This is a genomic window from Nocardia bhagyanarayanae, from assembly GCF_006716565.1.
Taxonomy (GTDB): Bacteria; Actinomycetota; Actinomycetes; order Mycobacteriales; family Mycobacteriaceae; genus Nocardia; species Nocardia bhagyanarayanae.
Map to the genome: position 1 here is coordinate 811,342 of NZ_VFPG01000002.1, position 26,290 is coordinate 837,631.

The 26,290-nt window shown below is 70.0% G+C and carries 22 protein-coding genes; 7 read left to right on the forward strand and 15 right to left on the reverse strand.

All coding sequences use genetic code 11. The features are described from left to right. Position 1: 1 nt before the first annotated feature. The 9 genes from FB390_RS30425 to FB390_RS30465 form a co-directional block, all read right to left on the reverse strand. A complete protein-coding gene (locus FB390_RS30425) occupies positions 2-436 on the reverse strand; it encodes a Rieske (2Fe-2S) protein (protein WP_141812632.1) in 435 nt (144 codons plus the stop codon). 427 nt (positions 437-863) lie between these two features. After that, positions 864-2,816 carry an acetate--CoA ligase gene (gene acs, locus FB390_RS30430; protein ID WP_141812633.1) on the reverse strand — a complete coding sequence of 651 codons (1,953 nt, stop codon included), beginning with the start codon at positions 2,814-2,816 and terminating at the stop codon, positions 864-866. Between the two features lie 135 nt (positions 2,817-2,951). Next, positions 2,952-4,616: a solute symporter family protein gene (locus FB390_RS30435; RefSeq protein WP_141812634.1), complete on the reverse strand. Its 1,665-nt coding sequence runs from the start codon at positions 4,614-4,616 to the stop codon at positions 2,952-2,954. After that, positions 4,613-4,969, reverse strand: a complete 357-nt coding sequence (locus FB390_RS30440) for a DUF485 domain-containing protein (protein WP_141812635.1) — start codon at positions 4,967-4,969, stop codon at positions 4,613-4,615. The genes FB390_RS30435 and FB390_RS30440 overlap by 4 nt, the downstream gene beginning before the upstream one ends. Before the next feature lie 159 nt (positions 4,970-5,128). Further along, positions 5,129-6,874 carry a sodium/solute symporter gene (locus tag FB390_RS30445; RefSeq protein ID WP_141812636.1) on the reverse strand — a complete coding sequence of 582 codons (1,746 nt, stop codon included), beginning with the start codon at positions 6,872-6,874 and terminating at the stop codon, positions 5,129-5,131. A 1-nt stretch (position 6,875) separates the two neighbouring features. Further along, a complete protein-coding gene (locus FB390_RS30450) occupies positions 6,876-7,241 on the reverse strand; it encodes a hypothetical protein (protein WP_141812637.1) in 366 nt (121 codons plus the stop codon). After that, complete coding sequence (locus FB390_RS30455; RefSeq protein WP_141812638.1) at positions 7,238-8,032, reverse strand: LytR/AlgR family response regulator transcription factor; 795 nt, start codon at positions 8,030-8,032, stop codon at positions 7,238-7,240. Before FB390_RS30455 ends, FB390_RS30450 begins: the two co-directional genes overlap by 4 nt. Before the next feature lie 67 nt (positions 8,033-8,099). Beyond that, a complete protein-coding gene (locus FB390_RS30460) occupies positions 8,100-9,299 on the reverse strand; it encodes a sensor histidine kinase (RefSeq protein ID WP_141812639.1) in 1,200 nt (399 codons plus the stop codon). A 63-nt stretch (positions 9,300-9,362) separates the two neighbouring features. Next, a complete protein-coding gene (locus FB390_RS30465; RefSeq protein WP_246124479.1) occupies positions 9,363-9,818 on the reverse strand; it encodes a hypothetical protein in 456 nt (151 codons plus the stop codon). A 315-nt stretch (positions 9,819-10,133) separates the two neighbouring features. On the opposite strand from FB390_RS30465, the gene dnaE reads away from it, so the two are divergent. Continuing rightward, positions 10,134-13,679 (forward strand): DNA polymerase III subunit alpha, encoded by a 3,546-nt coding sequence (dnaE, locus tag FB390_RS30470; RefSeq protein WP_141812640.1) that lies wholly within the window; start codon positions 10,134-10,136, stop codon positions 13,677-13,679. 53 nt (positions 13,680-13,732) lie between these two features. On the opposite strand, the gene FB390_RS30475 is transcribed toward dnaE, so the two are convergent. Next, a complete protein-coding gene (locus FB390_RS30475; RefSeq protein WP_141812641.1) occupies positions 13,733-14,926 on the reverse strand; it encodes a Cmx/CmrA family chloramphenicol efflux MFS transporter in 1,194 nt (397 codons plus the stop codon). A gap of 76 nt (positions 14,927-15,002) precedes the next feature. Beyond that, on the reverse strand, positions 15,003-15,575 hold the full coding sequence (locus FB390_RS30480; RefSeq protein ID WP_141812642.1) for a TetR/AcrR family transcriptional regulator: 573 nt from the start codon (positions 15,573-15,575) through the stop codon (positions 15,003-15,005). 201 nt (positions 15,576-15,776) lie between these two features. Here FB390_RS30480 and FB390_RS30485 point away from each other — a divergent pair, with 201 nt between their 5' ends. Beyond that, positions 15,777-16,178, forward strand: a complete 402-nt coding sequence (locus FB390_RS30485; RefSeq protein ID WP_141812643.1) for a hypothetical protein — start codon at positions 15,777-15,779, stop codon at positions 16,176-16,178. 204 nt (positions 16,179-16,382) lie between these two features. Here the strand turns inward: FB390_RS30485 and FB390_RS30490 are convergent, their stop codons facing one another. Then, the gene (locus FB390_RS30490) at positions 16,383-16,943 is read right to left on the reverse strand and encodes a class I SAM-dependent methyltransferase (RefSeq protein ID WP_425465943.1); all 561 of its coding nucleotides are present in this window, start codon (positions 16,941-16,943) and stop codon (positions 16,383-16,385) included. 267 nt (positions 16,944-17,210) lie between these two features. Here FB390_RS30490 and treZ point away from each other — a divergent pair, with 267 nt between their 5' ends. Together treZ and FB390_RS30500 are read left to right on the forward strand one after the other, a co-directional pair. After that, positions 17,211-18,956 (forward strand): malto-oligosyltrehalose trehalohydrolase, encoded by a 1,746-nt coding sequence (gene treZ / locus FB390_RS30495; protein WP_141812645.1) that lies wholly within the window; start codon positions 17,211-17,213, stop codon positions 18,954-18,956. Between the two features lie 84 nt (positions 18,957-19,040). After that, on the forward strand, positions 19,041-20,261 hold the full coding sequence (locus FB390_RS30500) for a serine hydrolase domain-containing protein (RefSeq protein ID WP_141812646.1): 1,221 nt from the start codon (positions 19,041-19,043) through the stop codon (positions 20,259-20,261). A gap of 52 nt (positions 20,262-20,313) precedes the next feature. Here FB390_RS30500 and ilvA read toward each other — a convergent pair whose 3' ends face one another. Together ilvA and FB390_RS30510 are read right to left on the reverse strand one after the other, a co-directional pair. Continuing rightward, a complete protein-coding gene (gene ilvA / locus FB390_RS30505) occupies positions 20,314-21,669 on the reverse strand; it encodes a threonine ammonia-lyase IlvA (protein ID WP_141812647.1) in 1,356 nt (451 codons plus the stop codon). 63 nt (positions 21,670-21,732) lie between these two features. Then, positions 21,733-22,167 (reverse strand): nitroreductase family deazaflavin-dependent oxidoreductase, encoded by a 435-nt coding sequence (locus FB390_RS30510; RefSeq protein WP_141812648.1) that lies wholly within the window; start codon positions 22,165-22,167, stop codon positions 21,733-21,735. 87 nt (positions 22,168-22,254) lie between these two features. Between FB390_RS30510 and FB390_RS30515 the strand changes: the two genes are divergently transcribed. Beyond that, complete coding sequence (locus tag FB390_RS30515) at positions 22,255-22,488, forward strand: hypothetical protein (protein ID WP_141812649.1); 234 nt, start codon at positions 22,255-22,257, stop codon at positions 22,486-22,488. Positions 22,489-22,493: 5 nt separating this feature from the next. Here the strand turns inward: FB390_RS30515 and FB390_RS30520 are convergent, their stop codons facing one another. Then, complete coding sequence (locus tag FB390_RS30520; RefSeq protein ID WP_141812650.1) at positions 22,494-25,178, reverse strand: helix-turn-helix transcriptional regulator; 2,685 nt, start codon at positions 25,176-25,178, stop codon at positions 22,494-22,496. 201 nt (positions 25,179-25,379) lie between these two features. Between FB390_RS30520 and FB390_RS30525 the strand changes: the two genes are divergently transcribed. Next, positions 25,380-25,736 (forward strand): nuclear transport factor 2 family protein, encoded by a 357-nt coding sequence (locus FB390_RS30525; RefSeq protein ID WP_141812651.1) that lies wholly within the window; start codon positions 25,380-25,382, stop codon positions 25,734-25,736. A gap of 36 nt (positions 25,737-25,772) precedes the next feature. Beyond that, entirely contained in the window at positions 25,773-26,195 is a 423-nt protein-coding gene (locus FB390_RS30530) for a hypothetical protein (RefSeq protein ID WP_141812652.1), read from the forward strand. Positions 26,196-26,290 lie beyond the last annotated feature (95 nt).

The following is a 26,290-nucleotide window of genomic DNA, read 5'->3' on the forward strand; positions in this document are numbered from 1 at the left end:
GTCACTCGGCGACGACCGAATCACCCTCCACCCGAACGGCTTTGGATGCCAGCGAGCGCTGAGCCGGTCCGGCGACGACGGAGCCGTCCAGACCGAACTTGCTGCCGTGACAGAGACAATTGACGGTGCCGCCGGTCACCTCGCCGACTCGGCAGCCGGCGTGCGTGCAGGTGCTGTCCAGGCCGACGAAGACGCCCGCGCTCGGCTGGGTGACCACGGTGTCCCCGGCGATCACGCCGCCGCCCACGGGAACGTCGGCGGTCTTGGCGAGGACCGTCGGGCCGCCGGACCGCGCCGCGGATGCCGGAGCGGACGCCGCCGTGTTGTCCCCGGAGGCGCCGCACGCCGCGAGCGCGGTGGCGGCCAGCGCCCCGGCTCCTACCACCACGGTGCGGCGGTCGAGCAGCGAATCGTTGTCGTCCCTAGCGTGTTTCATGCGTATCTCCTCGAACCCAGCCGCGGCGATACAGAGCCGATTCCGCCCGAACCACCGTCCCCACCTACACGTCCCGCAACCCACCCCGGTTCAACCACCTCCCTTTCGGGGCTGTGACGTGTACGGCCGAGGGCGGCTGGAACCCGGTCTTCGTGGGCGGCGGCCGAGACTTGTCGCGCCCACGGCAGCAGGAGGATGCCCAGCGTCATCCGGCGTGGACCGCTGGGTCGGCCGCCGCCATGACGCGCGAAAAGCGCGGGGGCGCTACGCCGATCACTCGCTCGGTGCTGGTTTTCACTCGGTACTCCTTCATGTCTACTACGGGGCATAGTAGACATGAAGGCGGGCATTCGGAAAGGGTTTTCAGTGGCGCGAGGGCGGCGGACCCGATCCCCCTCACGGACCGGGTACGCCGCCGGGCGCCGGGTCAGCCCCGGGCGATGGCCTCGAAGACCTTGGGGTCGACGAGGGTGGAGGTGTCGCCGAGTTCGCGGCCTTCGGCGACGTCGCGCAGCAGGCGGCGCATGATTTTGCCGCTGCGGGTTTTGGGGAGTTCGGGCACGACGTGGATTTCGCGTGGTTTGGCGATGGGACTGATCTCGCGGGCGACTTCGGCCTTCAGTTCGCCGATGAGTGCTTCGCCGGTGTCTTTGGCTTCGGCGGTGAGGATGACGAAGGCGACGATGCCTTGGCCGGTGGTGGCGTCGCTTGCGCCGACGACGGCGGCTTCGGCGACGCCGGAGTGTCCGACGAGGGCGGATTCGACTTCGGCGGTGGAGATGCGGTGGCCGGAGACGTTCATGACGTCGTCGACCCGGCCGAGCACCCAGAGCGCCCCGTCCTCGTCCACCTTCGCCCCGTCACCGGCGAAGTACCACCCTTCGGAAGCGAAACGCGCCCAATAGGTTTCGCGAAACCGGTCCATATCGCCCCAGATGCCGCGCAGCATGGACGGCCACGGCTGGTCGAGCACCAGGAGCCCGGAGCGGCCACGCTCGAGGCCGCTGCCGTCGTCGTCGACGACCTGTGCGGAGATCCCGGGCAGCGGGGTCATCGCGGCGCCGGGTTTGGCGGCGGTGACGCCGGGCAGCGGGGAGATCATGATCGCACCGGTCTCGGTCTGCCACCAGGTGTCCACGATCGGAGTCCGGTTGCCGCCGATCACCTCTCGATACCACCGCCAGGCCTCGGGATTGATCGGCTCGCCGACCGAGCCGAGGAGTCGCAGTGCGGACAGGTCGTGCGCGTCGGGGATCTCGCGCCCCCATTTCATGAAGGTGCGCACGAGGGTGGGAGCGGTGTAATAGATGGTGACGCCGTACTTTTCGATCGTCTCGAAGTGCCGGTGCTCGGTGGGCGAGTTGGGGGTGCCTTCGTAGACGACCTGGGTGGCGCGGTTGGACAGTGGTCCGTAGACGATGTAGCTGTGGCCGGTGACCCAGCCGATGTCGGCGGTGCACCAGTAGACGTCTTGTCCGGGTTTGTGGTCGAAGACGTAGTGGTGGGTGTAGGAGGTCTGGGTGAGGTAGCCGCCGGAGGTGTGCAGGATGCCTTTGGGTTTTCCGGTGGTGCCGGAGGTGTAGAGGATGAACAGCGGGTGCTCGGCGTCGAAGGGCTGGGCTTCGTGCTCGGTCGAGGCCTGGGCGACGGTCTCGTGCCACCACAGGTCGCGCCCCTCGGTCCACGGCACTTCGACGTTCGTGCGGCGCACCACCAGCACGTGCTCGACACTGTGCGGCACGTCGCCGTGCGCGTAGAGCGCCTCGTCCACGGCCTCCTTGAGCGGCGCGGACTTGCCGCGGCGCCACTGCCCGTCGGTGGTGATGACGAGCCGGGCGCGCGCGTCGTCGACGCGCTGGCGCAGGGCGGTGGGGGAGAAGCCCGCGAACACCACCGAGTGGGTCAGCCCGAGCCGCGCGCAGGCGAGCATCGAGACGATCGCCTCGGGGACCATGGGCATGTAGATGGCGACCCGGTCACCCGCCTCGAGCCCGAGCTCGGTCAGGTAGTTGGCGGCCTGGGACACCTCGTCGAGCAGCTGACGGTAGGTGATGTCGCGCGAGTCACCGGGTTCGCCTTCCCAGTGGATGGCGACTTGATCGCCGTGTCCGTCCAGGACGTGGCGGTCCACGCAGTTGTAGGCGACGTTGAGCTCGCCACCGACGAACCACTTGGCCACGGGCGCGTCGCTCCAGTCCAGCACCCGGTCCCATTTCCGATGCCAGTGCAGTCGCTCGGCCTGCTCGGCCCAGAACGCGTCGCGGTCCTCGGCGGCCCGATCGTAGAGTGCCGCACCGCCATTCGCGGCGGCGGCGAACTCGGCGCCGGGCGGGTAGACCGCGGGGACCGCGGTGCCGGGTTCGGTGGTGGCGCTGGACAAGTCACATCTCCTATCGAAAAAGCCTGAGCGGCAACGGGAACAGGGGTCGGGCCCCGGTGCTGCCGGGACCCGACGAGCGCCGCGCCGTTGCGGCGAGTCCTGCGGTGGTCCCGGCGGGCGCCGGGACCCGGAAGGTCAGTGCACGACCGCCTTCTCCGCGCCCACTCCGGTGAGCGAGCGAACCTCCATCTCGGCGGCCTTCGCGGGGTTCTCCGGTGTGCGGCCGCCCACCAGGGTGCCGATCACGCCGAGCGCGAAAGCCAGTGGGATGGAAACGATTCCAGGGTTCGACAGCGGGAACCAGTCGAAGTCGGAACCGGGAAGCATGGCGCTCTTGCTGCCCGACACCGCGGGCGAGAACACGATGAGCACGATGGTCGAGATCAGGCCGCCGTACATGCTCCACAGCGCGCCGGTGGTGTTGAAACGCCGCCAGAACAGCGAGTACACGATCGTCGGCAGGTTCGCCGCCGCGGCGACCGCGAAGGCCAGCGCCACCAGGAACGCGATGTTCTGCCCGTTGGCCAGGATGCCGAGGCCGATGGCGAGCACGCCGATCACCACCGCGGTGATCCGCGAAACCCGCACCTGCGCGGACTCGTCCGCCTTGCCGCGCTTGAGCACGCTGCCGTAGATGTCGTGCGCGAACGACGCCGCCGCGGTGATGGTGAGACCGGCGACCACCGCGAGGATGGTGGCGAACGCGACCGCGGAGATGATGCCGAGCAGCAGCACGCCGCCCAGTTCGAAGGCCAGCAGCGGCGCCGCCGAGTTCTGGCCGCCCGCCGAGGCGAGGATGCGGTCCGGGCCGACGATCGCTGCCGCACCGTAGCCGAGCACCAGCGTGAACAGGTAGAACGCGCCGATCAGGGCGATCGCCCACACCACCGAGCGGCGGGCTTCCTTGGCGGTCGGCACGGTGTAGAAGCGCATCAGCACATGCGGCAGGCCCGCGGTGCCGAGCACGAGGGCCAGGCCGAGGGAGACGAAGTTCAGCTTGGAGGTCTCGTTCGCGCCGTACTGAGCGCCAGGGGCGAGCACGTCACGCGAGGCGACGGCCTTGTTGGTGGAATCGGAGACCATCTGCTGCGCCGAGCCGAGGATGTCGGAGAAGTCGAACCCGAACTTGGCCAGCACCATCACCGTCATCAGCGCGGCGCCGGTGATGAGCAGCACCGCCTTGATGATCTGCACCCACGTGGTGCCCTTCATGCCGCCGACGAGCACGTAGACGATCATCAGCACGCCGACCACGGCGATCACCACCGACTGCCCGGCGCGGTCGTCGATGTCGAGCAGCAGCGCGACCAGGCCGCCCGCGCCCGCCATCTGCGCCAGCAGGTAGAACAGCGAGACGGTCAGCGTGGACAGCGCGGCGGCGGTGCGCACCGGCCGTTCCCGCAGCCGGAAGCTCAGCACGTCGGCCATGGTGAATTTGCCGGTGTTCCTGAGCATTTCGGCGACCATCAGCAGCGCGACCAGCCAGGCCACCAGGAATCCGATGGAGTACAGGAACCCGTCGTAGCCGTACACGGCGATGGCGCCCGCGATGCCGAGAAAGCTTGCCGCCGAGAGGTAGTCACCGGCGATGGCGATGCCGTTCTGCGGGCCGGAGAAGCCGCGTCCGCCGGTGAAGTAATCCGCGGCGCTGGCGTTGTTGCGGCTGGCCCTGATCACCACCACCATCGTGACGGCCACGAACAGGCCGAAGATGGCGATGTTCGCGATCGGGTTGCCGACCGTGTCGGCGGCGAGGTACTGCGTGGCTGTGTCGATTGTTCGCTCGCTGCGCTCGCTCATGCCCGCTCACCCTCCAGGTAGTCGCGGATGGACGCGGCGCGCGGATCCAGTTCCTTGTTGGCGAAGCGAACGTAGAGGGCGGTGATCACGAAGGTGGACACGAACTGGCCGAGACCGAGCAGCAGCCCGACGTTGATGTCGCCGACGACCTTGCTCGCCATGAAGTCGTGCGCGTACGCGCCGAGCAGCACGTAGCTCAGGTACCAGACAAGGAACAGCGCCGTCATCGGGAACACGAAGCGGCGCAGCCGGTTGCGCAGCTCCTGGAATTGCGGACTGGCCTGTACGGCCGCGAAGTCCTCGGCGCTCGGCACGCGCGGTGGCTTGGTGCCGTCGAGGTCGATACTTGTCATCGGAGCGTCCTAGCTTGTGACGTGGATTACTGCGGTGAAGGTAGACCGCGCCGAGCCCCGATATGCGTTGTGGCGCAGGTCACTCTGTGAAGGCGGGGATCTGTGCGGTGAACGGTCGGCTCGGCGCGACGAACGGTCGGCGGTCGAACGGCCCGGAAGTCAGCCCGCGCGCAGTCCGCGCTCGCGGTCGGCGCCCATGCCGAGCCGTTCCGGCGCGTGCATGCGCACGAAGATCCGCCGCACCGTGCGCGGGGCTTGGCCGCGCGTCAGCTTGCTCACCAGAATCATCGTCAGGAACGCCAGCGGCACGCTGATCGCCGCGGGGTAGCCGAGGATCGCGGCGAGCCAGCCGTCGGCCACCGCCTCGGACGCGCCGCCGAGCACCGACACCGCCGTCGCCCCGCCCGCGACGAGTCCGCCCGCGATCAGGCCCGCCCCGGCGCCCTTCGCGGTGAGCCCGCGCCACCAGATGCCCAGCACGAGCAACGGACACAGCGTCGACGCGGCCACCGAGAAGGCCAGCGCGACCGTGCGGGAAAGGTCGAGCGAGGCGACGGTGAGCGAAAGCGCGAGCGGCACAGCGCCCGCCGCCAGCGCCGCCATCCGGAAGTCCCTGACCCGGCCGCGCAGCATGTCGGTGCTCAGCACGCCCGCGATGCTGACGAGCAGCCCGGACGACGTGGAGAGGAACGCGGCGATCGCGCCCGCCGCGGCCAGCGCCGCCAGCAGCTGCCCCGGCAATCCGCCGAGCACCGAACCGGGCAGCAACAGCACCGCCGCGTCGGAGGTCCCGGTGATCAGCAACTGCGGCACATAGAGCCGCGCGAACACCCCGAGCAGGATCGGGAAAAGGTAGAACGTGCCGACCAGACCGATGACGGCGAGCGCGGTGGCGCGCGCGGCCCGGCCGTCGGGATTGGTGTAGAAGCGCACCAGCACGTGCGGCAGCCCCATGGTGCCGAGGAAGGTGGCGATGATCAGCGAATACACCTGGTAGGTCGGGTGCGAGCCGCCGAAGCCGCCGCCGGGCGACAACCAGCTCGTGCCGTCCGCGGGCGCACCAGCCACCACCGGGACCGCCGAACCGGGTTCGAGCACCATCTCGGTGCCCGCTGCCAGCTCGTGTTCGCCGGGGGTCAACGCCACCGGTCCGTCGACGCGGTGGCCGTCCACCGTGCCGGTGATGGAAACCTGTTGGCCGACACCGACCTGCACCACCACATCCGTGGTGACATCCACCGTGGTGCGCTCGGTGACGATCGGCGGCGCCGCCGTGCCGAGTTCGCGGTCCTGCGCCAGGAAATGACCGAGCAGCACCAGGGCGGGCAGCGCGACCGCGGTGAACTTCAGCCAGTACTGGAACGCCTGGACCAGCGTGATCGACCGCATCCCGCCGCCGGTGACATTGGCGATCACGATGGCGCCGACCGCCACGGCCCCGACCCAGCTGGGCACGCCGAGCAGAATCCGCAGCGTGAGCCCGGCCCCCTGGAACTGCGGAATCAGATAGACCGCGCACACCAGCACCACCACGACTGCGGCCAGCCTGCGCAAACGCACCGAGCCGAGCCGGAATTCGGCGAAGTCCGGCACCGTGTAGGCCCCCGACCGGCGCAGCGGCGCGGCGACGAACAGCAGCAGCGCCAGATAGCCCGCGGTGAACCCGACCGGATACCACAGCGCGTCCGCGCCGTACTTGGCGATCAGTCCCGCGACGCCGAGAAACGAAGCGGCCGAGAGGTATTCGCCGGAGATGGCCGCGGCGTTCCATCCGGGGCCGACGCTGCGCGAGGCGACCAGGAAATCGGAGGTGGTGCGCGCGAGCCGCACGCCGTAGGCGCCGATGGCCACGGTGGCGAACGCGGCGAGCAGCAGCGCGGCGAGGGTCAGGGCGGGCGCGCCCACGTCAGTCCCCGGCCAGGTCGAGGAAGTCCTCCTCGTTGCGTTCGGACAGGCGGACGTAGAGACGCCCGACGGCGTACAGCGCGGGGAACACCGCCAAGCCGAGCAGGAGCCACGGCAGCCGCACGCCGAGCAGGACGGCCGAGGCGAGCGCGTCGATACCGAGCAGCAGCGGAACCGCGCCGAGCACCAGCACCGTGACCACCGCGAGCCGCAGGGCCAGGCCGAGCTGGGCGCGGATGAGACCGCCGATCAAGGCTTCCCCGATCTCGGTCTGTTCGGCCACTTCGACCCGGGTGCGCACCCGTCGCGCGCCGCGCCGCTCGGCGAGCACCACTCGCTGGCGGGCAGGCCGCTGCGGGCCGGTCACCGGGTCGTCCAGTTGTGCCGCGGCCCGTGCACCAGTCGTTGCTTGAGCTCGCGCACCTGGCGGCGGCTGACGGGCAACTCCACCGCCGCCGCGCTGCCCTCGGCGCGCAGGCACACCACGGTTCCGCTGCCGACCGTGCGCAAGCCGGTCACCATCCGCAGTGCCACCAGATAGGAGCGGTGCACGCGCAGGAAACCGGCGTTCTCCCAGCGGGATTCGAGCGCGGTGAGTGGGATGCGCACCAGGTGCGAGCCCGCGCTGGTGTGCAGTCTCGCGTAGTCGCCGTCCGCCTCGACCCAGCTCACGCTGGAGCGATGCACCAACGTGGTGACGCCGCCCAGTTCGACGGGGATCACTTCGTTCGGGTCGGTGCGCGGCGCCGCGGGCGGCGGGGGAGCGGCGCGCGTCTGGGTGATGCGCCGCACCGCCTCGGTCAGGCGCGCCTCGCGCAGCGGTTTGAGCAGATAGTCCACCGCGCCGAGATCGAAGGCGCTCACCGCCCGGTCGTCGTGCGCGGTCACGAACACCACGGCGGGCGGGTTGGCGAACTCGGAGAGGATGCCGGCCAGCTCCATGCCGTCGAGCCCGGGCATGTTGATGTCGAGGAAGACGGCGTCGACCGGATGGGTGCGCAGCACCCGCAGCGCGCTGGTCGCCTCGCCCGCGGTGTGGATCTCGCCGACGCCGCGCTGGGTGCGCAGCAGGTACACCAGCTCGTCCAGAGCGGGCTTCTCGTCATCCACGGCGAGCACGCGCAGCGGGCCCGCCGAGCCATCGGTGTTCTGCGTCACAACCGTTCCATCGTAAGGGCATGGTGATCGGCGCTGTTTCGGATACCCCGACCCGGCTCGGCGTCGCTCAGGCGCGCACGCCGGGCCGGAACTTCGGCACCCGCAGGCTGACCTTGGTGCCCGCGCCCGGCGCGGTCTCGACGATCAACCCGTAGTCGTTGCCGAAGGCCGCGCGCAGCCGGTCGTCCACGTTCGCCAGCCCTACGTGCGCGGACTCTCCGGAACCCGCGGGGCCCGAACCGGTTTCGACCGCGTCCAGCGCGCCGGAGCGCAGCAGGTCGGGGTCCATGCCCGCGCCGTCGTCCTCGACGCTGATCAGGCAGTCGGTCCCCGCGTCGGTGGCCACGATGGCGATGGTGCCGCCGCCCTGCCTGCCCGCGATGCCGTGCCGCACCGCGTTCTCCACCAGCGGTTGCAGGGCGAGGAAGGGCAGCACCACGCCGAGCACCTCGGGCGCGATGCGCAGCCGCACCTGCAGCGCGTCGCCGAAGCGGGCCCGTTCCAGCGCGAGGTAGCGCTCGATGTTGCGCAGTTCGTCGGACAGCACGGTGAATTCCCCCGCGGCTCGGAAGGAGTAGCGGGTGAAGTCGGCGAACTCGAGGATGAGCTCTCTGGCCCGATCGGGATCGGTGCGCACGAACGAAGCGATGGTGTTGAGCGCGTTGTAGATGAAGTGGGGGCTGATCTGGGCGCGCAGCGCGCGCACCTCGGCGCGGTCGAGCCGGGCGCGCGAAGCGTCGAGATCGGCGAGTTCCAGCTGGCCGCAGGCGTACCGGGCCACCTCGGCGAGCGCGCCGAGCAGCCCCGGCCCCGGCTTGCCGTCGGTGACCACGCCGAGCGCGCCCGCCGCGCCGCTGTTCTCGATCAGCAACGGCTGCGCCACCAGCGTCCGCGCGCCGTGCTCGCCCTGCCCGGGACCGGCCACCAGAACCGGTCGCTCGCTCGCGGCCGCCCGTCGCGCGGCGTCGGCGAAGGCCTCGGCGAGATCGGTGTGGGGACCGTCCCAGGCGAGCACCTCTCCGTCGGGATCGGCGACGCCGAGGGCGTCCGCGCCGGTCAGCGCGCGCAAATGTGGCGCGGCCTCCCGCGCGGACTGGTCGGTGAGCCCGCGGCGCAGCGGCACGGCCGCCAGCGAGGCGGTGTGCAGCGCCGAGTGCACCGCACGTTCGGCGGGTGTGGTGACCACCCGCCGCGTGCGCAGCCACACCAACAGCGCGCCGCCCGCCACCAGCGTCGCCGCGACGACGGCGACCACGGTCGCGGTCACCGGACCACGGTCAGGATTCGCCCGATCATGGTCCGATTATGGACGCGCCGCTACGGGCGCGGGTCAGCCCTGGTACGGGGCGACCGCGAACTGGATCGTGCCGGGCTGCGGCATGTGCGCCGCGCCGACCGTGATCGTCGCGGTGAACTTCCCGACGCCCGGGCTGAAGATCGCCGACTTGCCGTCGTTCATCCAGAAGCCGGGACCGTTGGGCGTCTGGGTGACCTTCCCCGTTTCGCCGGTCTCGGTATTGCGCCAGTTCAACGTCACCGGGACGTTGCACGGCCCGAGGCCCCACATGTTCGAGGCGACGGTGAAGGCGGCGGACTGCGGGTACGCGTCGCCGTTGACGGAGGCATCGATCTGAGCGATGCATGCTCCGTTGGTCAGCGAGTAGATGGTGGCGAACTCGCCGCCGTTGGCCGCGGCGGGAGCCGCGGTGACGGCGAGCGCGGCCGCGGAGAGCACGGCGGCCATGGGGACTGTCCTGACTAGCGTGCTGGTCATCTTGGCGGTCATTCGACACCTCGTCCGAATTGTTGCGGATTCTTCGACCTGCGTACGCGGATGCGAGAGTACCAAGATCGAGCCTTCGGTCCGCACGATTTCGATCGATCCGGCCACTCGCGAGCGCGCTGTCGTCCGCGGCGGCGCGGGCCCTTCGCGACCGGTCTTTCCGGCCGATCTGGGCGGCCGATCGCGACGCGCCGGTGATCTTCTTCACGACGCGCCGATGATCATCCTGGCGGTGCGTGCCGGTGCGAATTCGTGTCGCAGGGGGCGCTTAGACTCGGTGCACCAACCCCCGTCGAGACCTTGGGAGGAAGGACTGTCTTGGCCGAGTCCGGATCGTTCGTTCACCTGCACAACCACACCGAGTACTCCATGCTCGACGGGGCGGCCAAGATCTCTCCGCTGTTCACCGAGGCGAAGCGACTCGGGATGACGGCGGTCGGCATGACCGACCACGGCAACATGTACGGCGCGTCCGAGTTCTACAACTCCGCCAAGAAACACGACATCAAGCCGATCATCGGCATCGAGGCCTACATCGCGCCCGGCTCCCGGTTCGACACCAAGCGCGTGCAGTGGGGCGATCCGAGCCAGAAGGGCGACGACGTCTCGGGTTCGGGCGCCTACACCCACATGACGATGGTCGCCGAGACCGCGACCGGCCTGCGCAACCTGTTCAAGCTCTCCTCGCTGGCCTCCATCGAAGGACAGCTCGGCAAGTGGGCGCGCATGGACGAGGAGATCATCGCCCAGTACGCCGAGGGCATCATCGCGACCACCGGCTGCCCGTCCGGCGAGGTCCAGACCCGGCTGCGCCTCGGTCACGACCGCGAGGCGCTGGAGGCCGCGGCCAAGTGGCAGGAGATCTTCGGCAAGGAGAACTTCTTCCTCGAGGTGATGGATCACGGTCTGTCGATCGAGCGCCGCGTCCGCGAGGGTCTGCTGCACATCGGCAAGCAGCTGGGCATTCCGCCGTTGGCCACCAACGACTGTCACTACGTGACCAAGGATCAGTCGGCCAACCACGAGGCGCTGTTGTGCGTGCAGACCGGCAAGACCCTCTCGGACCCGACCCGGTTCAAGTTCGACGGTGACGGCTACTACCTGAAGTCGGCCGAGGAGATGCGCGCCCTGTGGGACGCGGAAGTGCCTGGCGCGTGCGAGAACACGGTGCTCATCGGCGAGCGCGTGCAGTCCTACGACGACGTGTGGAACTTCAAGGACCGCATGCCGGTGTTCCCGGTGCCGGAGGGCGAGACCCAGGACTCGTGGCTGCGCAAAGAGGTGGACCGCGGGCTGGCCCGCCGGTTCCCCGACGGCGTGCCGCAGGAGTACTACGACCGCGCCTACTTCGAGCTCGACGTCATCCGGCAGAAGGGCTTTCCCGCCTACTTCCTCGTCGTCGGCGACCTCGTCAAGCACGCGCGAGAGGTCGGCATCCGCGTCGGTCCCGGCCGTGGTTCGGCGGCCGGTTCGCTGGTCGCCTACGCGCTCGGCATCACGAATATCGACCCGATTCCGCACGGCCTGCTGTTCGAGCGGTTCCTGAACCCGGAGCGGCCCTCCGCGCCCGATATCGATATCGACTTCGACGATCGTCGCCGCGGTGAGATGGTCCGCTACGCCACCGAGAAGTGGGGCAGCGACCGGGTCGCCCAGGTGATCACCTTCGGCACCATCAAAACCAAGGCCGCCATCAAGGACTCCGCACGCGTCCAGTTCGGCCAGCCCGGTTTCGCCATCGCCGACCAGATCTCCAAGGCGCTGCCGCCGCCGATCATGGCGAAGGACATCCCGCTCTCGGGCATCATGGATCCCGATCACGAGCGGTACAAGGAAGCCGCCGAGGTCCGCGAGCTCATCGGCAACAATCCCGATGTCGCCAAGATCTACGAGACCGCCCGCGGCCTGGAAGGCCTGATCCGCAACGCGGGCGTGCACGCCTGCGCGGTGATCATGTCCTCCGAGCCGCTGATGGACGCGATCCCGGTGTGGCGCCGCCCCCAGGACGGCGCGATCATCACCGGCTGGGACTACCCGTCCTGCGAGGCCATCGGCCTGCTGAAGATGGACTTCCTCGGTCTGCGCAACCTCACCGTCATCGGTGACGCGCTGGACAACATCAAGGCCAACCGCGGCATCGACCTCGACATGGACAACCTGCCGCTGGACGATCCCGCCACCTACGAATTGCTTTCGCGCGGTGACACTCTGGGCGTCTTCCAGCTCGACGGCGGGCCGATGCGCGACCTGCTGCGCCGCATGCAGCCCACCGGGTTCAACGACATCGTGGCCGTCCTCGCGCTGTACCGCCCCGGCCCGATGGGCATGAACGCGCACAACGACTACGCCGACCGCAAGAACGGCCGCCAGCCGATCAAGCCGATCCATCCGGAGCTCGAGGAACCGCTCAAGGACATCCTGGCCGAGACGTACGGCCTGATCGTCTACCAAGAGCAGATCATGTTCATCGCTCAGAAGGTCGCCTCCTACTCCATGGGCAAGGCCGACGCGCTGCGCAAGGCCATGGGTAAGAAGAAGCTCGAGGTGCTGGAGGCCGAGTACAAGGGCTTCCACGAGGGCATGACCGCGAACGGGTTCTCCGAGGGCGCGGTGAAAGCGCTGTGGGACACCATCCTTCCGTTCGCCGGCTACGCGTTCAACAAGTCGCACGCGGCGGGCTACGGTCTGGTCTCCTTCTGGACCGCCTACCTCAAGGCCAACTACCCGGCCGAGTACATGGCGGGCCTGCTCACCTCCGTCGGCGACGACAAGGACAAGGCGGCGGTCTACCTGTCGGACTGCCGCAGGCTCGGCATCACGGTGCTGCCGCCGGACGTCAACGAGTCCGAGCAGAACTTCGCCTCGGTGGGCAAGGACATCCGCTTCGGTCTCGGCGCGGTGCGCAACGTCGGCGCGAACGTGGTGTCCTCGATCATCCAGGCGCGCAAGGAGAAATCGAAGTTCACCGATTTCTCCGACTACCTGAACAAGATCGATGCCGTCGCCTGCACCAAGAAGGTCACCGAATCCCTCATCAAGGCGGGCGCTTTCGATTCGCTCGGGCATCCGCGCAAGGGCCTGATGCTGATCCACTCCGACGCCATCGACGCGGTGATGACCACCAAGAAGGCCGAGGCCATCGGACAGTTCGACCTGTTCGGCGGCATGGACGCCGACGAGTCGGTGGCCTCGGTGTTCAACGTCGCGGTGCCGGACGAGGAGTGGGAGTCCAAGCACAAACTCGCGCTGGAACGGGAGATGCTCGGTCTCTACGTCTCCGGGCATCCGCTCAACGGCGTGGAGCACGTGCTCGCCGCGCAGGCCGACACCCCGATCCCCGCCATCCTCGAAGGCGACGTGAAGGACGGCGCGCAGGTCACCATCGGCGGCATCCTCGCCTCGGTGAATCGGCGCATCAACAAGAACGGCCTGGCTTGGGCCTCGGCTCAGCTCGAGGACCTGACCGGTGGCATCGAGGTGCTGTTCTTCCCGCAGGCGTACTCGGTGTACGGCGCCGACGTCGTGGAGGACGCGGTGGTGCTGGTGAAGGCGCGCGTCTCGGTGCGCGATGATCGAATCTCGTTGATCGCCAACGACCTCGCGGTTCCCGACCTGTCCTCCATCGGCGTCGCCAAACCGCTCGCGGTCACCATCTCCACCCGGATGTGCACCCCGGACAAGATCGGCGAACTCAAACGCGTTCTCTCCCGCCACCCCGGCACCTCCGACGTACACGTCCGCCACGTCGGCGCCCGCGACAAGACCACCTTGCTCAAACTCGACGACAGCCTGCGCGTCTCCCCGTCCTCGGCCCTCTTCGGCGACCTCAAGGCCCTGCTCGGCCCGAGCTGCCTGACGATCTGAGCGCCCCGCGGCCGCCGAACCTGCTGTGCGGATTCGGCGGCCGGGTCGGGCGGTCAGTGGGTGCTGGTGGCGAGGTCGGCGGCGGGTGATTCGGGGGCGGGGATCGGCTTGTGGTGCAAGCGATCTGCCCACAGAACAGTGGCCAGCATGGCGAGGGCGAGGGTGGCGCCGAGCCAGCCGAGGGAGGCGTAGCCGTAGCCGGCGCCGATGGCCAGTCCGCCGAGCCAGGGGCCGACGGTGATGCCGACGTTGAAGGCCGAGAAGTTGGTGGCGGCGGCCAGGGTGGGGGCGGCCTCGGCGAGGGCGAAGACGCGGGTGTTCAGGGCCGGGTTGGTGGCGAAACCGAAAGCGCCGAGCAGGAAGACGAGCACGACGGCCGCGGCCGGGATGGTCGCGGTGAGCGCGAGCGCGGCGGCGACGACGGCCATGCCCGCCGCGCCGGCGTAGAGGGTGGCGAAGGGGTGCTTGTCGGAAGTGCGGCCGCCGATGACGATGCCGACCAGACTGCCGAGCCCGTAGAGCCCGAGCACCGCGGGAATCCAGGATTCCGCGAGGCCGGTGGTGTCGGCGAGCAGCGCGCCGAGGTAGGCGAAGACGACGAAGATCGAGCCGGTGGACAGCGCCGTGGTTCCGTAGGACAGCCAGAGCCGCGGGCTCGCCATAGCGCGGAGTTCGCCGCGCAGCCGCGGTGATTCGGCCGCCCGCCCGCCGGGAATCGCGGCGAACACCCCGATCATCGACAGCGCCGAGAGCAGCGCCACCGCCCAGAACGCCGACCGCCAACCGAACTGCTGGCCGAGCACCGTCCCGGCGGGCAGGCCGACGATGGTGGCGATGGTGAGTCCGCCCGCGACGATGCTCATCGCCTTGCCCCGCGCGGTCGGCGCCACCGTGCTCACGGCGGTCGCGGCGGCGAGCGCCCAGAAGCCGGCGTAGACGAACGCGCTGATCACCCTGGTGCCGAAGAGAATCCAGTAGTCGGAGGTGAGCGCGCCGACGACATGGGCGATCACGAAGAGCCCGAGGAAGCCGAGCAGGGCATCGCGTCGGGGCCAGCGCAGCGTGCCGACGGCGAGCATCGGTGCGCCGATCAGCATGCCGAGAGCGAAGCCCGAGATCAGCAGTCCCGCACGGGGAATGGAGACGCCGAGATCGGCCGCGATTTCGGTGAGCAGTCCGGCGAGCATGAGTTCCGAAGTGCCCTGGGCGAAGATGGAGATGCCGAGGACGTAGACGGCGAGGGGCATGTGTTCCTCTTCTGTTTTGGATGGATCGGTACAAAATGAGGCCACGGCAAACGCGGCGAAGTCGGATGTGGGAGTCTCAGAGACAAGCCAGTGCGGTCTCGGCGATGGCGCTCAGGGTCTTTCGGTCCGCGCCGCCGCGGGCCGCCACACGGATGCCGCTGATCGTCGCGATGAGGAAGTGGGCGAGTTCGTTCGCCTCCCGGCTCTTGTGGATCTCGCCCGCCCGTTGTCCCTCGGCGATGGTGGCGGTGATCGCGTCGTGGCGGCGGCGCAGATCCGCGCGGAGTATGGCGGCGACCTCGGGGTCGCGGGGCGCGAGCTCGACGGTGGAGTTGACCACGAGGCAGCCCGCGGGTTCGTCCTCGGGTGCGTCGGCGGCTTGTTCCAGGAGTGCGCGCAACTTCTCCTTCGCCGATCCCGTGCCGTCGAGCAACTCGAAGATCGGCCCGTTCTTGGCGGCCATGTAGCGATCGAGCGCCCGGCGGAAAAGCTCGTGCTTGCTCGTGAAGGTGTTGTAGATGCTGCTGCGGCCCAGCCCCGTTGCCGCGCAGAGGTCTTGGGTGGAGGTGGCTTCGTAGCCCGCGGTCCAGAACGCGCGCATCGCCGCCTGGACCGCGCGCTCCTCGTCGAACTGCTTGGGTCGCGCCATATTCGGAACGATAGCACGTTTTGGACTGATTGATTCAAAACCGGTTCCCGGAACCCGGCCCAGAATCCGTACGATCTACCCGGTCGCCGCCGCGAACAAGCGTGTGACCGGCGCTTTAACCGCGTCTTCAGCCGATGGCAAGCCGCCGTGGGAACACTTGGCGGCGTTCGACATTCCCCCTCTCACCACAGGACAACGACCATGGCAACGATCCTCCGCCCCTTCCGTGCCGCACTCCTCGCGCTCACCGCTCTCGCGGCCACCCTCGTGTTCGCCGGCGCGGGCGCGGGCGCCGCGCAGGCCGGGGTGTACACGGAAATCAAGTTCGCGCCGGGCGCCAGCGAGGCCACCCTGGACGGAGCGGTCGTGCGCGGCGACGCGGACAGCTACCTGCTCGACGCGCGCGGCGGGCAGTTGCTCTACACCGCGATCGTCGCGCTGGAGGACAACGTGAACTTCAGCATCTCCGCCCCCGACGGCCTGGTGCTGGCGGTCGAGGAGACCGCGACCGAGATCGTGCTGCCCTACGACGGCCTCTACCGGGTGCTCGTCGCGCCGACCCGCGGCAACGCCAGCTACACGCTGCACGTCGAAATCCACTGACGCTCAGCTCCCGCCGTGCGCGGTCGGTCGATCCATCGACGGATCGCGCACGGCCGCGTCACCAGGCGCTGATAGGCACTGTCGGGTGGAGCCCGTCCGCAGCCCGCGCATGGCCGGCGCGAAGGCGAAGGTACGCATAGAAGATGCTGTCGGGTGGAGCCCGTCCACAGCCCGCGCATGGCCGGAGCGAAGGCGGAGGTACGCCTAAGGGGAGACCGCGACACCCAGCGTCAGCGCGGCGAGGAACTTCGGTCCCTCGCCGTAGAACACGTCCAGGTCGCGGATCTCGAACCCGGCGGCACGCACCAGGCCGAGGATGTCGCGGTCGAGGTTGCACCCGCCCGCGATCGTCTTCTGGATCGGATTGAGCCGGTGCTGCCAGGTCTGCACCTTGGCGTCCGGCGCGAGCCCGTGCTCGACGAAGTGGAATGTTCCGCCAGGCACCAGCACCCGGCGCACCTCCGCGAGCGCGGTCGCCACGTCGGGGATGGTGCACATGGTCCAGGTCGAGAGCGCGGAGTCGAAAGTGTTGTCCGGGAAGGGCAGCGACTGGCCGTCCAGCCCGGCCCGCTCGATCGGCACCGTTGCCCGTTCCAGGCGCTTGCCCGCCAGTTTCCAGCCCAGATCCGCGGGCTCCACCGCGCTGATCGACCGCACCGTGTCCGGATAGAACGGCACGTTGAGCCCGGAGCCGAAGCCGATCTCGACCACCCGGCCGTGCAGACCGGCGCACGCCCGCTTCCGCTGCGGTTCGTTGACCCGCATGCCGCAGGCGAACTCCACCAGCCGGGGCACGACCTGATTCTCGTACAGTCCCACGCGTTCACTCTCGCAGCCCGAGTGCCCCCGCGCCAGTGCCCACCAGATGCGGCGCCGGTGCGCTCGATGGATACCGAACTGGTGCGCTCGACGGGTGCTGCGCCAGTAGACATCGAGGGGTGCAGCGGCAATGCGCTGGAAGGACACTGTGCCGATACCGCCCGGCGGCCTCGTCGGGATGATCTACCCGGTCCGGCGTGCGATGCTGGCGCGGTGACTGTCTTCGAGGTGTGGGCGCCCAAGGCCGGCACGGTGCGGCTCGAGCTCGACGGAGACGTGCACCCGATGCGGGGCTCCGCCGACGGCTGGTGGCGCGTCGAGCGGGACGCGGCCGACGGCGCCCGGTACGGGTACCTGCTCGACGACGATCCCACCGTGCTGCCCGACCCGCGCTCGGCCCGTCAGCCGGACGGCGTGCACGGACGCTCCGCGCTGCACGCGCTGGATCCGGCCGGGTGGACCGACCGGGACTGGACCGGGCGGCCGCTGGCGGGATCGGTCTTCTACGAACTGCACATCGGCACGTTCACGCCCGAGGGCACCTTCGACGCAGCGATCGGACGCTTGGACCACCTCGTCGACCTGGGCGTCACCGTGGTGGAACTGATGCCGGTCAACGCCTTCGACGGTACCCACAACTGGGGCTACGACGGCGTGCTCTGGTACGCGGTGCAGGAGAGCTACGGCGGGCCCGACGGGCTGCAACGGTTCGTGAACGCCTGCCACACGCGCGGTTTGGCGGTCTGCCTCGACGTCGTCTACAACCACCTCGGGCCGTCCGGCAACTATCTGCCCCGCTTCGGTCCCTATCTCACCGAGGGCCGCAACACCTGGGGGCGCAGCCTCAACCTGGACGGTCCGGCCTCGGACGAGGTGCGCCGCTACATCATCGGCAACGCGCTGCGTTGGCTGCGCGACTTCCACATCGACGCGCTACGGCTGGACGCGGTGCACGCCTTGGTCGATCGCACCGCCACCCATCTGCTCGCCGAGCTGGCCGCCGAGACCGAACGCCTCGCCGCCCACGTGCGCAGGCCGCTGACCTTGATCGCGGAGAGCGATCTCAACGATCCTCGGCTGATCACGGCGCGCGCGGCGGGCGGCTACGGGCTGACCGGGCAGTGGAACGACGACCTGCACCACGCCGTGCACGCCGCGGTCTCCGGTGAGCGGCAGGGCTACTACGCCGATTTCGGTTCGATGGCCTGTCTGGCACGGACGCTGACGCACGGCTTCTTCCACGCGGGCACGTACTCCAGCTTCCGCGGTCGCGTCCACGGTCGTCCGATAGATCGTTCCCTGGTCCCTGGTTCGGCGCTGCTCGCCTACACCTGCACCCACGATCAGGTCGGCAACCGGGCGCTGGGCGACCGGCCGAGCGCCTACCTGACCGACGGCCAGCTCGCCGTCAAGGCGGCGCTCGTGCTGTGCTCCGCGTACACCCCGATGCTGTTCATGGGCGAGGAATGGGGCGCCCGCACGCCGTTTCAGTTCTTCACCTCGCACACCGACCCGGAGATCGGCGCGGCCACCGCGGCCGGACGCAAGAACGAGTTCGCCGAGCACGGCTGGCCGAGCGAGGACGTGCCCGACCCGCAGGACCCCGCCACCTTCCTCCGATCCAAGCTGGACTGGTCCGAACTCGCCGATCCCGCCGGGGCCAGGCTGCTCGCCTGCTATCGCGCCCTGCTCGCGATGCGCAGGGCGCACCCGGATCTCACCGATTCGTCGCTGCGGCACGTGCGGGTGGACTACGATGAACGGTCCCGATGGCTCGTGCTGCACCGCGGGGCGCTGCGCCTGGTGTGCAACCTGTCCGAAGACCCGGTGCGGGTGCCGGTAACCGGGTTCTCCCTACTGTCCTGGGAGCCGCCGACCGAAGGGCCAACGGGCACAACGATTCCCGCGCACTCCTTCGCGCTGCTCGCCGACTCTCCCCAAGCCGTGAAAAGCCTGTGACCCTGCCGAATCCCGGGTAACGGTCCGCCAACTGTCCGGGACAGGATTATTGCCCGGTTTGTCCGTCGCCATTACCGTGGAGTGATGAGCAACGTGGCTTCAGTCAGCGGCAGCGCCGCCGCCGAATTCGGACCCCTGGTACGCGCTTTCACCAGGGCGTTCGGAAACCGTCGCGGCGCGGGTGGCGCGCTGGCGGTGCATTTGAACGGTGAACCCCTTGTCGACATCTGCGTCGGCACCGCTGGCGAGGGCGTCTGGACCCGGGAAACCGGCTCGATCATCTTCTCCGCGACGAAGGGCATCACCGCCACCGTCATCCACCGGCTCGCCGACCGCGGACTGCTCGACTACAACGCTCCCGTCGCCGAGTACTGGCCCGAATTCGCCGCCAACGGCAAGGGCGGCATCACGGTGCGGCAGGTGATGACGCACAGCGCGGGGCTCTCGGCCCTGGCGCCGATCGCGAAGAGCCCCGACGACATCCTCGACCACGAGCTAATGGAGCGGCGCCTGGCCGCCGCCAAACCCGATCGAAAACTCGGCGTGCCGACCTATCACGCGCTCACCTACGGCTGGCTGCTCGCGGGCATCGCCCGCGGGATCACCGGCAAGAGCATGGGCGAGCTGTTCCGAACCGAGGTGTCCGAGCCGCTCGGCGTCGACGGGCTCCACCTTGGTCTGCCGCCCGCCGGGTCGGCCACCGTGTACGCGCCGCTGGCGGGCAGCCAGCTCAGCCTGCTCGGCAAGCCGCTCGGTGCGCTCGTGCTCGGCCGCAGCCACCTCATCCCCGGCGCGTTGGGCGCGGCGACCCGCTGCCTGTTCCTGCCCGGGTTGCACGCCATCCTCGAGGGCGACGGGCCGTCGATCCTGCGCACGGAGCTGCCCGCGGGCAACGGGGTGGCCACCGCGTCCGCCCTCGCCACCATGTACGGCGCCGTCGCGAGCGGCCAGACACCGGGCGGCCTGCCGTTCCTGTCGCGCGCGACGATCAGGGAACTGAGCAAGGTGCGCACCTACCGCCTCGACCACGCGCTGTTCTACGCGCCGATGATGTGGCATCTCGGCTACCACTCGCTGCCGATGCCGGGCGCCCGCGGCGGTCTCGGCCACATCGGGCTCGGCGGCTCGTTCGGCTGGGCCGAACCGCGCATGGGCCTCTCGGTCGGGTTCGTGCACAACCGGCTCTCGGCCGGTCAGCTGGGCGTCGACCAGTTCTCGGCCATGTGGCTGTTGCCGCTGATCCTCAACTGCCTGCGCGCCACCCGGCGCGTCACGCTCGACGAGACGCGCGAGGCGGCGGCCTGACTGGCCGACCGGTCGTCCCCGCGCTGTCAGCGGACAGAGCGGGGACGGGGTGTCAGGTCAGATACCGGTAGGCCGGTGAACCCGGCTCCAGCCGCTCGCACTGGATGGGTGAGGCGGCCATCCGCTCCAGCACCGGTTCCAGACCGTCCGGCGTACCGAGTTCGATGCCGACCAGCGCCGCCCCGGTCTCCCGGTTGTTGCGCTTGACGTACTCGAACAGGGTGATGTCGTCGTCCGGGCCGAGCACCTCGTTGAGGAAGCGGCGCAGCGCGCCGGGCTCCTGTGGGAAGTCGACGAGGAAGTAGTGCTTCAGCCCACGGTGCACCAGTGAGCGCTCGATGATCTCGCCGTAGCGCGAGACGTCGTTGTTGCCGCCCGACACCAGGCACACCACCGTCGAGCCCGGCGTGACGTCGACCTCGGCGAGCGCGGCCACCGCGAGCGCGCCCGCGGGTTCGGCGATGATGCCCTCGTTCTGGTACAGGTCGAGCATGGTGGTGCAGATGGCGCCCTCGTCGACCTGAAGAAGTCGGAAAGAGCCTGCGCCGCTGCGGGATTCGGTCGCGGTCAGCAGAGGCAGCGAGCCGTGCGAGACCACCCGGCCACCGAAGCCCGCGACCGCGGCGTAGGGCACCGCGCCGATCCTGCGCACCGCGGCGCCGTCGACGAACGGGTCGATCTCCGGCAGCGTCACCGGTCCGCCCGCGACCAGCGCCGCGGTCATCGAGGCCGCGCCCGCCGGTTCGGCGCCGAGGATGCCGGTCTGTGGCGCGCGCTCGCGCAGGTAGGTGCCGACGCCGGCGAGGCAGCCACCGCCGCCCACGGGGACGACGACGAGGTCGGGCGCGGCGCCGAGCTGCTCTAGGATCTCGGCGGCGATGGTGCCCTGGCCCGCGGCGGTGCGCGGGTCGTCGAACGGGGGAACCATGGTCGCGCCGGTGCGCTCGACATCGGCGGCGGCGGCCGCGGCGGCGGCGTCGTAGGTCTCGCCGACCGCGATCAGCTCGACGAACTCGCCGCCGTGCACCCGGATCCGGTCGCGCTTCTGCTTCGGGGTGGTGGTCGGCACGTAGATGCGGCCGGTGATGCCCATGGCGTGGCAGGCGTAGGCGACGCCCTGCGCGTGGTTGCCCGCGCTGGCGGCGACCACGCCCGCGGCCCGCTCCTCGGCGCTGAGCTGGACGATGAGGTTGTAGGCCCCGCGCAGCTTGTAGGAGCGCACGGCGGAGAGGTCCTCGCGCTTGAGATAGACCTGCGCGCCCGTCAGCGCGGACAGCCGCGGACTGAGCTGGAGCGGGGTCGGGTCGATAATGTCGGCAATTCGCTTGGCGGCGGCATCGATCTCGTCCGCGCTCAGTGCGGGACGGGCGGCGGACAGGTGATCGATCACATCAAGCGGATTGGACACCCGAAATATGCTGCCACCCGCCGCGACGCGGGTGCGCGGCGGGTGGGGCGCTCGCTTGTCCGATCAGCGCGGGGTGAGCACGAAAACGGGGATCTCGCGGGTCGTCTTCGTCTGGTAGTTGGCGTAATCGGGCCACACCTCGACGGCGCGGTCCCACCACACCCGCTTCTCCTCGCCGAAGACCTCGCGGGCGGTGTAGTCCTTGGTGACCTCGCCGTCGCGCAGTTCGACGTGCGGTTCGGCCTTGATGTTGTAGTACCAGACCGGGTGCTTCGGCGCGCCGCCCAGCGAGGCGACCACGGCGTATTCACCGTCGTGCTCGACCCGCATCAGCGGGGTCTTGCGCAATTTTCCGGTCTTGGCGCCCTTGGTGGTGAGCAGGATGACGGGCTTGCCCTGTAGCGACGTGCCCTTGGTACCGCCGGAATTCTCATAGGTCTCGGCCTGCTTGCGAGCCCAGTCGGACGTGCTCGGTGCGTACTCTCCGGTAAGTGGCATACGACCGGCAACACCGCATCGGCCGCCGGTGTTCCCGGCCGGAAATGTTCGGTGGCCCGAAATTCGCCTTCCGTATATCCTGATGACATGGCAACGGCTCACCCCATCAGCGTGGACATCGCGGGCACCGCGTGGCCCGTGTACAAGCTCGAGGCGCTGGCCGCCGGGCTGGTGGCCGGTGCGCTGCTCCTGCTGATCACCGGCGCACCGCAGGTCGCCGTGCTGGCCGCCGCCGCGATCGCGGCTCTGCGCTGGACGCTCGGACACGTGACGACGCGGCGCGACGTCCATCCGGCAGCCCGGGCGCTGTCCCCGCACTGAACGGATCAGTCCGCATCCAACGGCAACGCCGCCAGTTCCCCGCGCGAGACGACGCCGAGCTTCGGATAGGCCTTGTACAGGTGATGGCCGACAGTCCGCGGACTCAGGAACAGCTGCGCCGCGATGTCCCGATTCGTCATCCCCTGCGCGGCGAGCCGCACGATCTGCAACTCCTGCGGTGTGAGCGCGGCGAGCACCCCCGATCCGGCCCGCGCGGCCGCGCCGACGCCGAGCGCGCCGAGTTCCACGCGGGCACGCTCGGCCCACGGCGCGGCGTCCAAGCGCTCGAAGATCTCCAGAGCCGGTTGCAGCTGGCTCCTGGCGTCCACTTTGCGGCGGTTGCGGCGCAGCCACTCCCCGTAGAGCAGCTGGGTGCGGGCGCGCTCGAACGGACGGCCACCGAACTCGAGCGAGGCACGGAAATGTTCCTCGGCATCCGCGTCCGGGCCGAGCAGCGCGCGAGCGCGTGCGGCGAGCGCGGCCACCCAGTCCTGGCGCGAGGCCGCGGCCCAGTCCTCGAGACGATCCAGCGCGTCGCCTGCCCGGGCGGGGTCGCCGAGCCGGACCGCCGCTTCCACGAGATCGGGTAGCGAGCGCAGCCCGATGACCATGTGCCGGGCCGGTTCCTCGGTCAGCGATTCGAGCCGGGTCATGGCGCTGTCCACCCGGCCGAGTCCGAGATCGAGCAGGCCGAGCGCCGCGTGTGCCCAGCCGGCGCCCGGCGCGTCGGCCCCGCCGAACCGCTCGGCCAGCGCGTGCTCGGCCGCGGCACGGCAGTCCGCTTCCCGCCCGCCCAGCGCCGCGAGGTAGGCGAGCATTGCCGAGAGCTGGCAGACCCAGTGATCCTGCCCGGTGTCCTGCGCGATCCGCACGCCTTCGGTCGCGACGACCAGCGCCTCGCGCGGTCGGCCGAGGAAGGCCTCGGCTTCGGCGCGGAAGAACAGCAGCGTCGGTAGCGGGCCGATCCTGCCCTCGTCGCGACATGCCGCGACCAGTTCGTCCGTCAGTTCCGCCACCCGCTCGTCCTGTCCGACCACGAGACCGACGCCGGACAACTGCACCAGATCGCGCACGTCCGCGCCCGTGGCGCGGGCCGCGTCGGCCGCCGCGCGCAGGTCGACGCGGAACCGCCCGTGCACGCCGTCGAGCACGTACGCGGTGGTGTGCGCCAGTGAATCGTCCTCGGGCAGCGGCAGTGCGGCCAAGCGCCGGGTGACCTCGTCGAGTTCGTCGGCGCCCAGATACCACGCGGTGTGCACCGCGACCATCAGGATGCGCGCCGCGAGCAGCGGTTCCCGTCGCGCCGCGTCGGCCGCCGCGATAAGGCGCCGGTGCGCCGGAAGTCGTTTGCCCGCACCGAATTCCGCGAGACCGCGGACCAGGTCGAGGCGCGCCGCGAGCAGCGGGTCGGTGGTCTGCGCAGTCGCGCGCTCGGCCAGCCGGTCCGCCAGCTCGTACATGCCCGTCTCACCGGCGGTTTCGGCGGCGAGCACCAACCTGCTCACCCGCGCCGCGGGTTCGGTGCTGAGCGCGGCCGCGCGCTCGTAGGCGGCCACCGCGCCGTGATATCCGTTGCGGGCGCGCGCCCGGTCGGCGGTGGCGGCCAGGGCGGCGGCGATCGCCTCGTCCGGACCGGTGGCCGCCGAGGCCAGATGCCAGGCGCGCAGGTCGGCGTCCTCCGGGGCGGTGAGTGTCGCGGCGAGGGCGCCGTGCGCGGCGAGCCGCTGGGCGAGCGGCGCGCCCTGGTAGATCGCCGAACGCAGCAAAGGATGGCGGAAGGTGAGCGTCCGGCCATCGGTGCGCACCAGGCCGTCGTCCTCGGCGGGCTGGAGATCGGTGGGACCGGCACCCAGGGTCGCCGCCGCGCGCAGCATCGGATCGATCTCGGCCGCACCCGCCGCCGCGGCGACGAGCAGCATCGTCCGCGTGGCCGCGGGCAGCCTGCTGACCCGGCCGTAGAAGGCGACCTGAAGCCGCTGGGTGAGCGGCAGCGGATTCGGCCCGGAGTCCGCGGACTCGGCGGCCAGCACCGCGGGAAGCTCCCGCAGCGCCAGCGGGTTGCCGCCCGCCTCGGTGAGCAGCCGGTAGCGCAGTGCGGGGGCGAGATCCGGTGCGTCCGCGTCCAGCAGCGCGGCGGCCGCCTCCTGGCGCAGCGCAGGCACGGGCAGCTCCGGCAGGCCGGGGGCCGGGAAGTCGTTCGCGCCCGCGCGGGTCGCGAAGATCATCGCGACGCCTTCCGCGTCCAGGCGGCGCGCGGCGAAGAGCAGGGTTTCCGCGGTCGCGCGGTCCAACCAGTGCGCGTCGTCGATCAGGCACAGCAGCGGTCCTTCGGCGGCCTCCTCGGCCAGCAGCGAGAGCACCGCGAGGCCGATGAGCAGCCGGTCGCCGGGTTCCCGCTCGCCGAGCCCGAACGCGCCGAGCAGTGCCGCGCGCTGGCGTTCTGGCAGCGTGTCCACCAGGGCCATGCCGGGCCGGACCAGCAGGTGCAGGCCGGCGAAGGGCAGCTCGGCCTCCGACTCGACACCCGCGCTGCGCACCGACGGAATGCCCTGTGCCGCAGCGTAATCGAGCAGCGCTGTCTTGCCGATGCCCGCTTCGCCGCGCAGCACGAGGACGCCGCTGCGGCCGGCCCGCGCGTCGGCTAGCAGTCGATCGATGCGCGCCTGTTCGGCCTCGCGTCCGTGCAGCATCCGTTCACCGTATCCGTCACCGACGGGCGGCAGGTAGATCGCGGACGTACGAAGTCCGACGGCCACCCATGGCGGCGGCGAATCGCCCTACGTCATCGGTCGCGGAAAGTACTTATGCGTGACTGATTCGGCGGCCCCTCGCCCCGCCATACCTTGTTCTCACAGCGCAACACGGCGCAGGGAAATACAAGGGAGACAACGATGAACGACCTGGTCGCGCAGTACCTGGAGATCTGGAACACCACCGACGCCGCCGCCCGCTCGGCCGCCATCGCCCGGGTCTTCACCGACGAGCCGCGCTACGTCGACCCGCTCATGGCCGTCACCGGACGCGAGGCGCTGGACGCGGGGATCGCCGCGGTGCAGGCGCAGTTCCCCGGCATGGTGTTCCGCTTGGCCGGCCCGGTCGACGGACACCACGACCAGGTGCGCTTCACCTGGGAGCTCGGCCCCGCCGACGGCCCGGCGCTGGTGGTCGGCTTCGACGTCGCGGTGCTCGACCAGGGCCGCATCGCCGACGTGTACGGCTTCCTCGACAAAGTGCCCGCCGCCGCCTGATCTTCCCGAAACTACTGTTCAGAAAAGAGATTCGCCATGACCACCACCACCGCCCCCGGTTACCTGTCCACCCTGTTCGCCCCCGGCGACAAGCTGCTGCGGACCTCGCTGCGCTTGGACGCGGTGATCACCGGCGCGAACGGGATCGCCTACCTGGCCCTCTCCGGCCCGCTCGAGTCGCTGCTCGGCCTCGACCGCGGCCTCGGCATCGCGATCGGCGTCTTCCTCACCCTCTACGGTCTCGGCGTCGCCGCGATCGGGTCGACGAAGTCGATCAATCCCGTCGCCGCCCGCGCGGTGATCGGCCTGAACGCCGCCTGGGTCCTGGTCAGCCTGGCCGCGCTCGTCGCGGGCGCGCTCGATCTGAACGTCGTCGGCTCGGTCTGGGCGGTCATGCAGGCCGCGACGGTCGGTGGTTTCGCCGCCCTCCAGTACCTGGGCCTGCGCAAGACCCGGTGACCGCAAAACCCTTCTCCGACAACCGCATCGACCACAGCACGGCCCCGGCGCCCCGCCGGGGCCGTCGTCGTATCCACCCTCGGGCGCCTCGCGCA

Bases quoted from the DNA above. Each gene is read 5' to 3' on its own strand.
- FB390_RS30425 (WP_141812632.1), bottom strand. From the start codon at position 436: ATGAAACACGCTAGGGACGACAACGATTCGCTGCTCGACCGCCGCACC.
- FB390_RS30435 (WP_141812634.1), bottom strand. From the start codon at position 4,616: ATGAGCGAGCGCAGCGAGCGAACAATCGACACAGCCACGCAGTACCTC.
- FB390_RS30440 (WP_141812635.1), bottom strand. From the start codon at position 4,969: ATGACAAGTATCGACCTCGACGGCACCAAGCCACCGCGCGTGCCGAGC.
- FB390_RS30465 (WP_246124479.1), bottom strand. From the start codon at position 9,818: ATGACCGCCAAGATGACCAGCACGCTAGTCAGGACAGTCCCCATGGCC.
- FB390_RS30475 (WP_141812641.1), bottom strand. From the start codon at position 14,926: ATGCCCCTCGCCGTCTACGTCCTCGGCATCTCCATCTTCGCCCAGGGC.
- FB390_RS30480 (WP_141812642.1), bottom strand. From the start codon at position 15,575: ATGGCGCGACCCAAGCAGTTCGACGAGGAGCGCGCGGTCCAGGCGGCG.
- FB390_RS30485 (WP_141812643.1), top strand. From the start codon at position 15,777: ATGGCAACGATCCTCCGCCCCTTCCGTGCCGCACTCCTCGCGCTCACC.
- FB390_RS30490 (WP_425465943.1), bottom strand. From the start codon at position 16,943: ATGCGGGTCAACGAACCGCAGCGGAAGCGGGCGTGCGCCGGTCTGCAC.
- FB390_RS30500 (WP_141812646.1), top strand. From the start codon at position 19,041: ATGAGCAACGTGGCTTCAGTCAGCGGCAGCGCCGCCGCCGAATTCGGA.
- FB390_RS30510 (WP_141812648.1), bottom strand. From the start codon at position 22,167: ATGCCACTTACCGGAGAGTACGCACCGAGCACGTCCGACTGGGCTCGC.
- FB390_RS30515 (WP_141812649.1), top strand. From the start codon at position 22,255: ATGGCAACGGCTCACCCCATCAGCGTGGACATCGCGGGCACCGCGTGG.
- FB390_RS30520 (WP_141812650.1), bottom strand. From the start codon at position 25,178: ATGCTGCACGGACGCGAGGCCGAACAGGCGCGCATCGATCGACTGCTA.
- FB390_RS30525 (WP_141812651.1), top strand. From the start codon at position 25,380: ATGAACGACCTGGTCGCGCAGTACCTGGAGATCTGGAACACCACCGAC.
- FB390_RS30530 (WP_141812652.1), top strand. From the start codon at position 25,773: ATGACCACCACCACCGCCCCCGGTTACCTGTCCACCCTGTTCGCCCCC.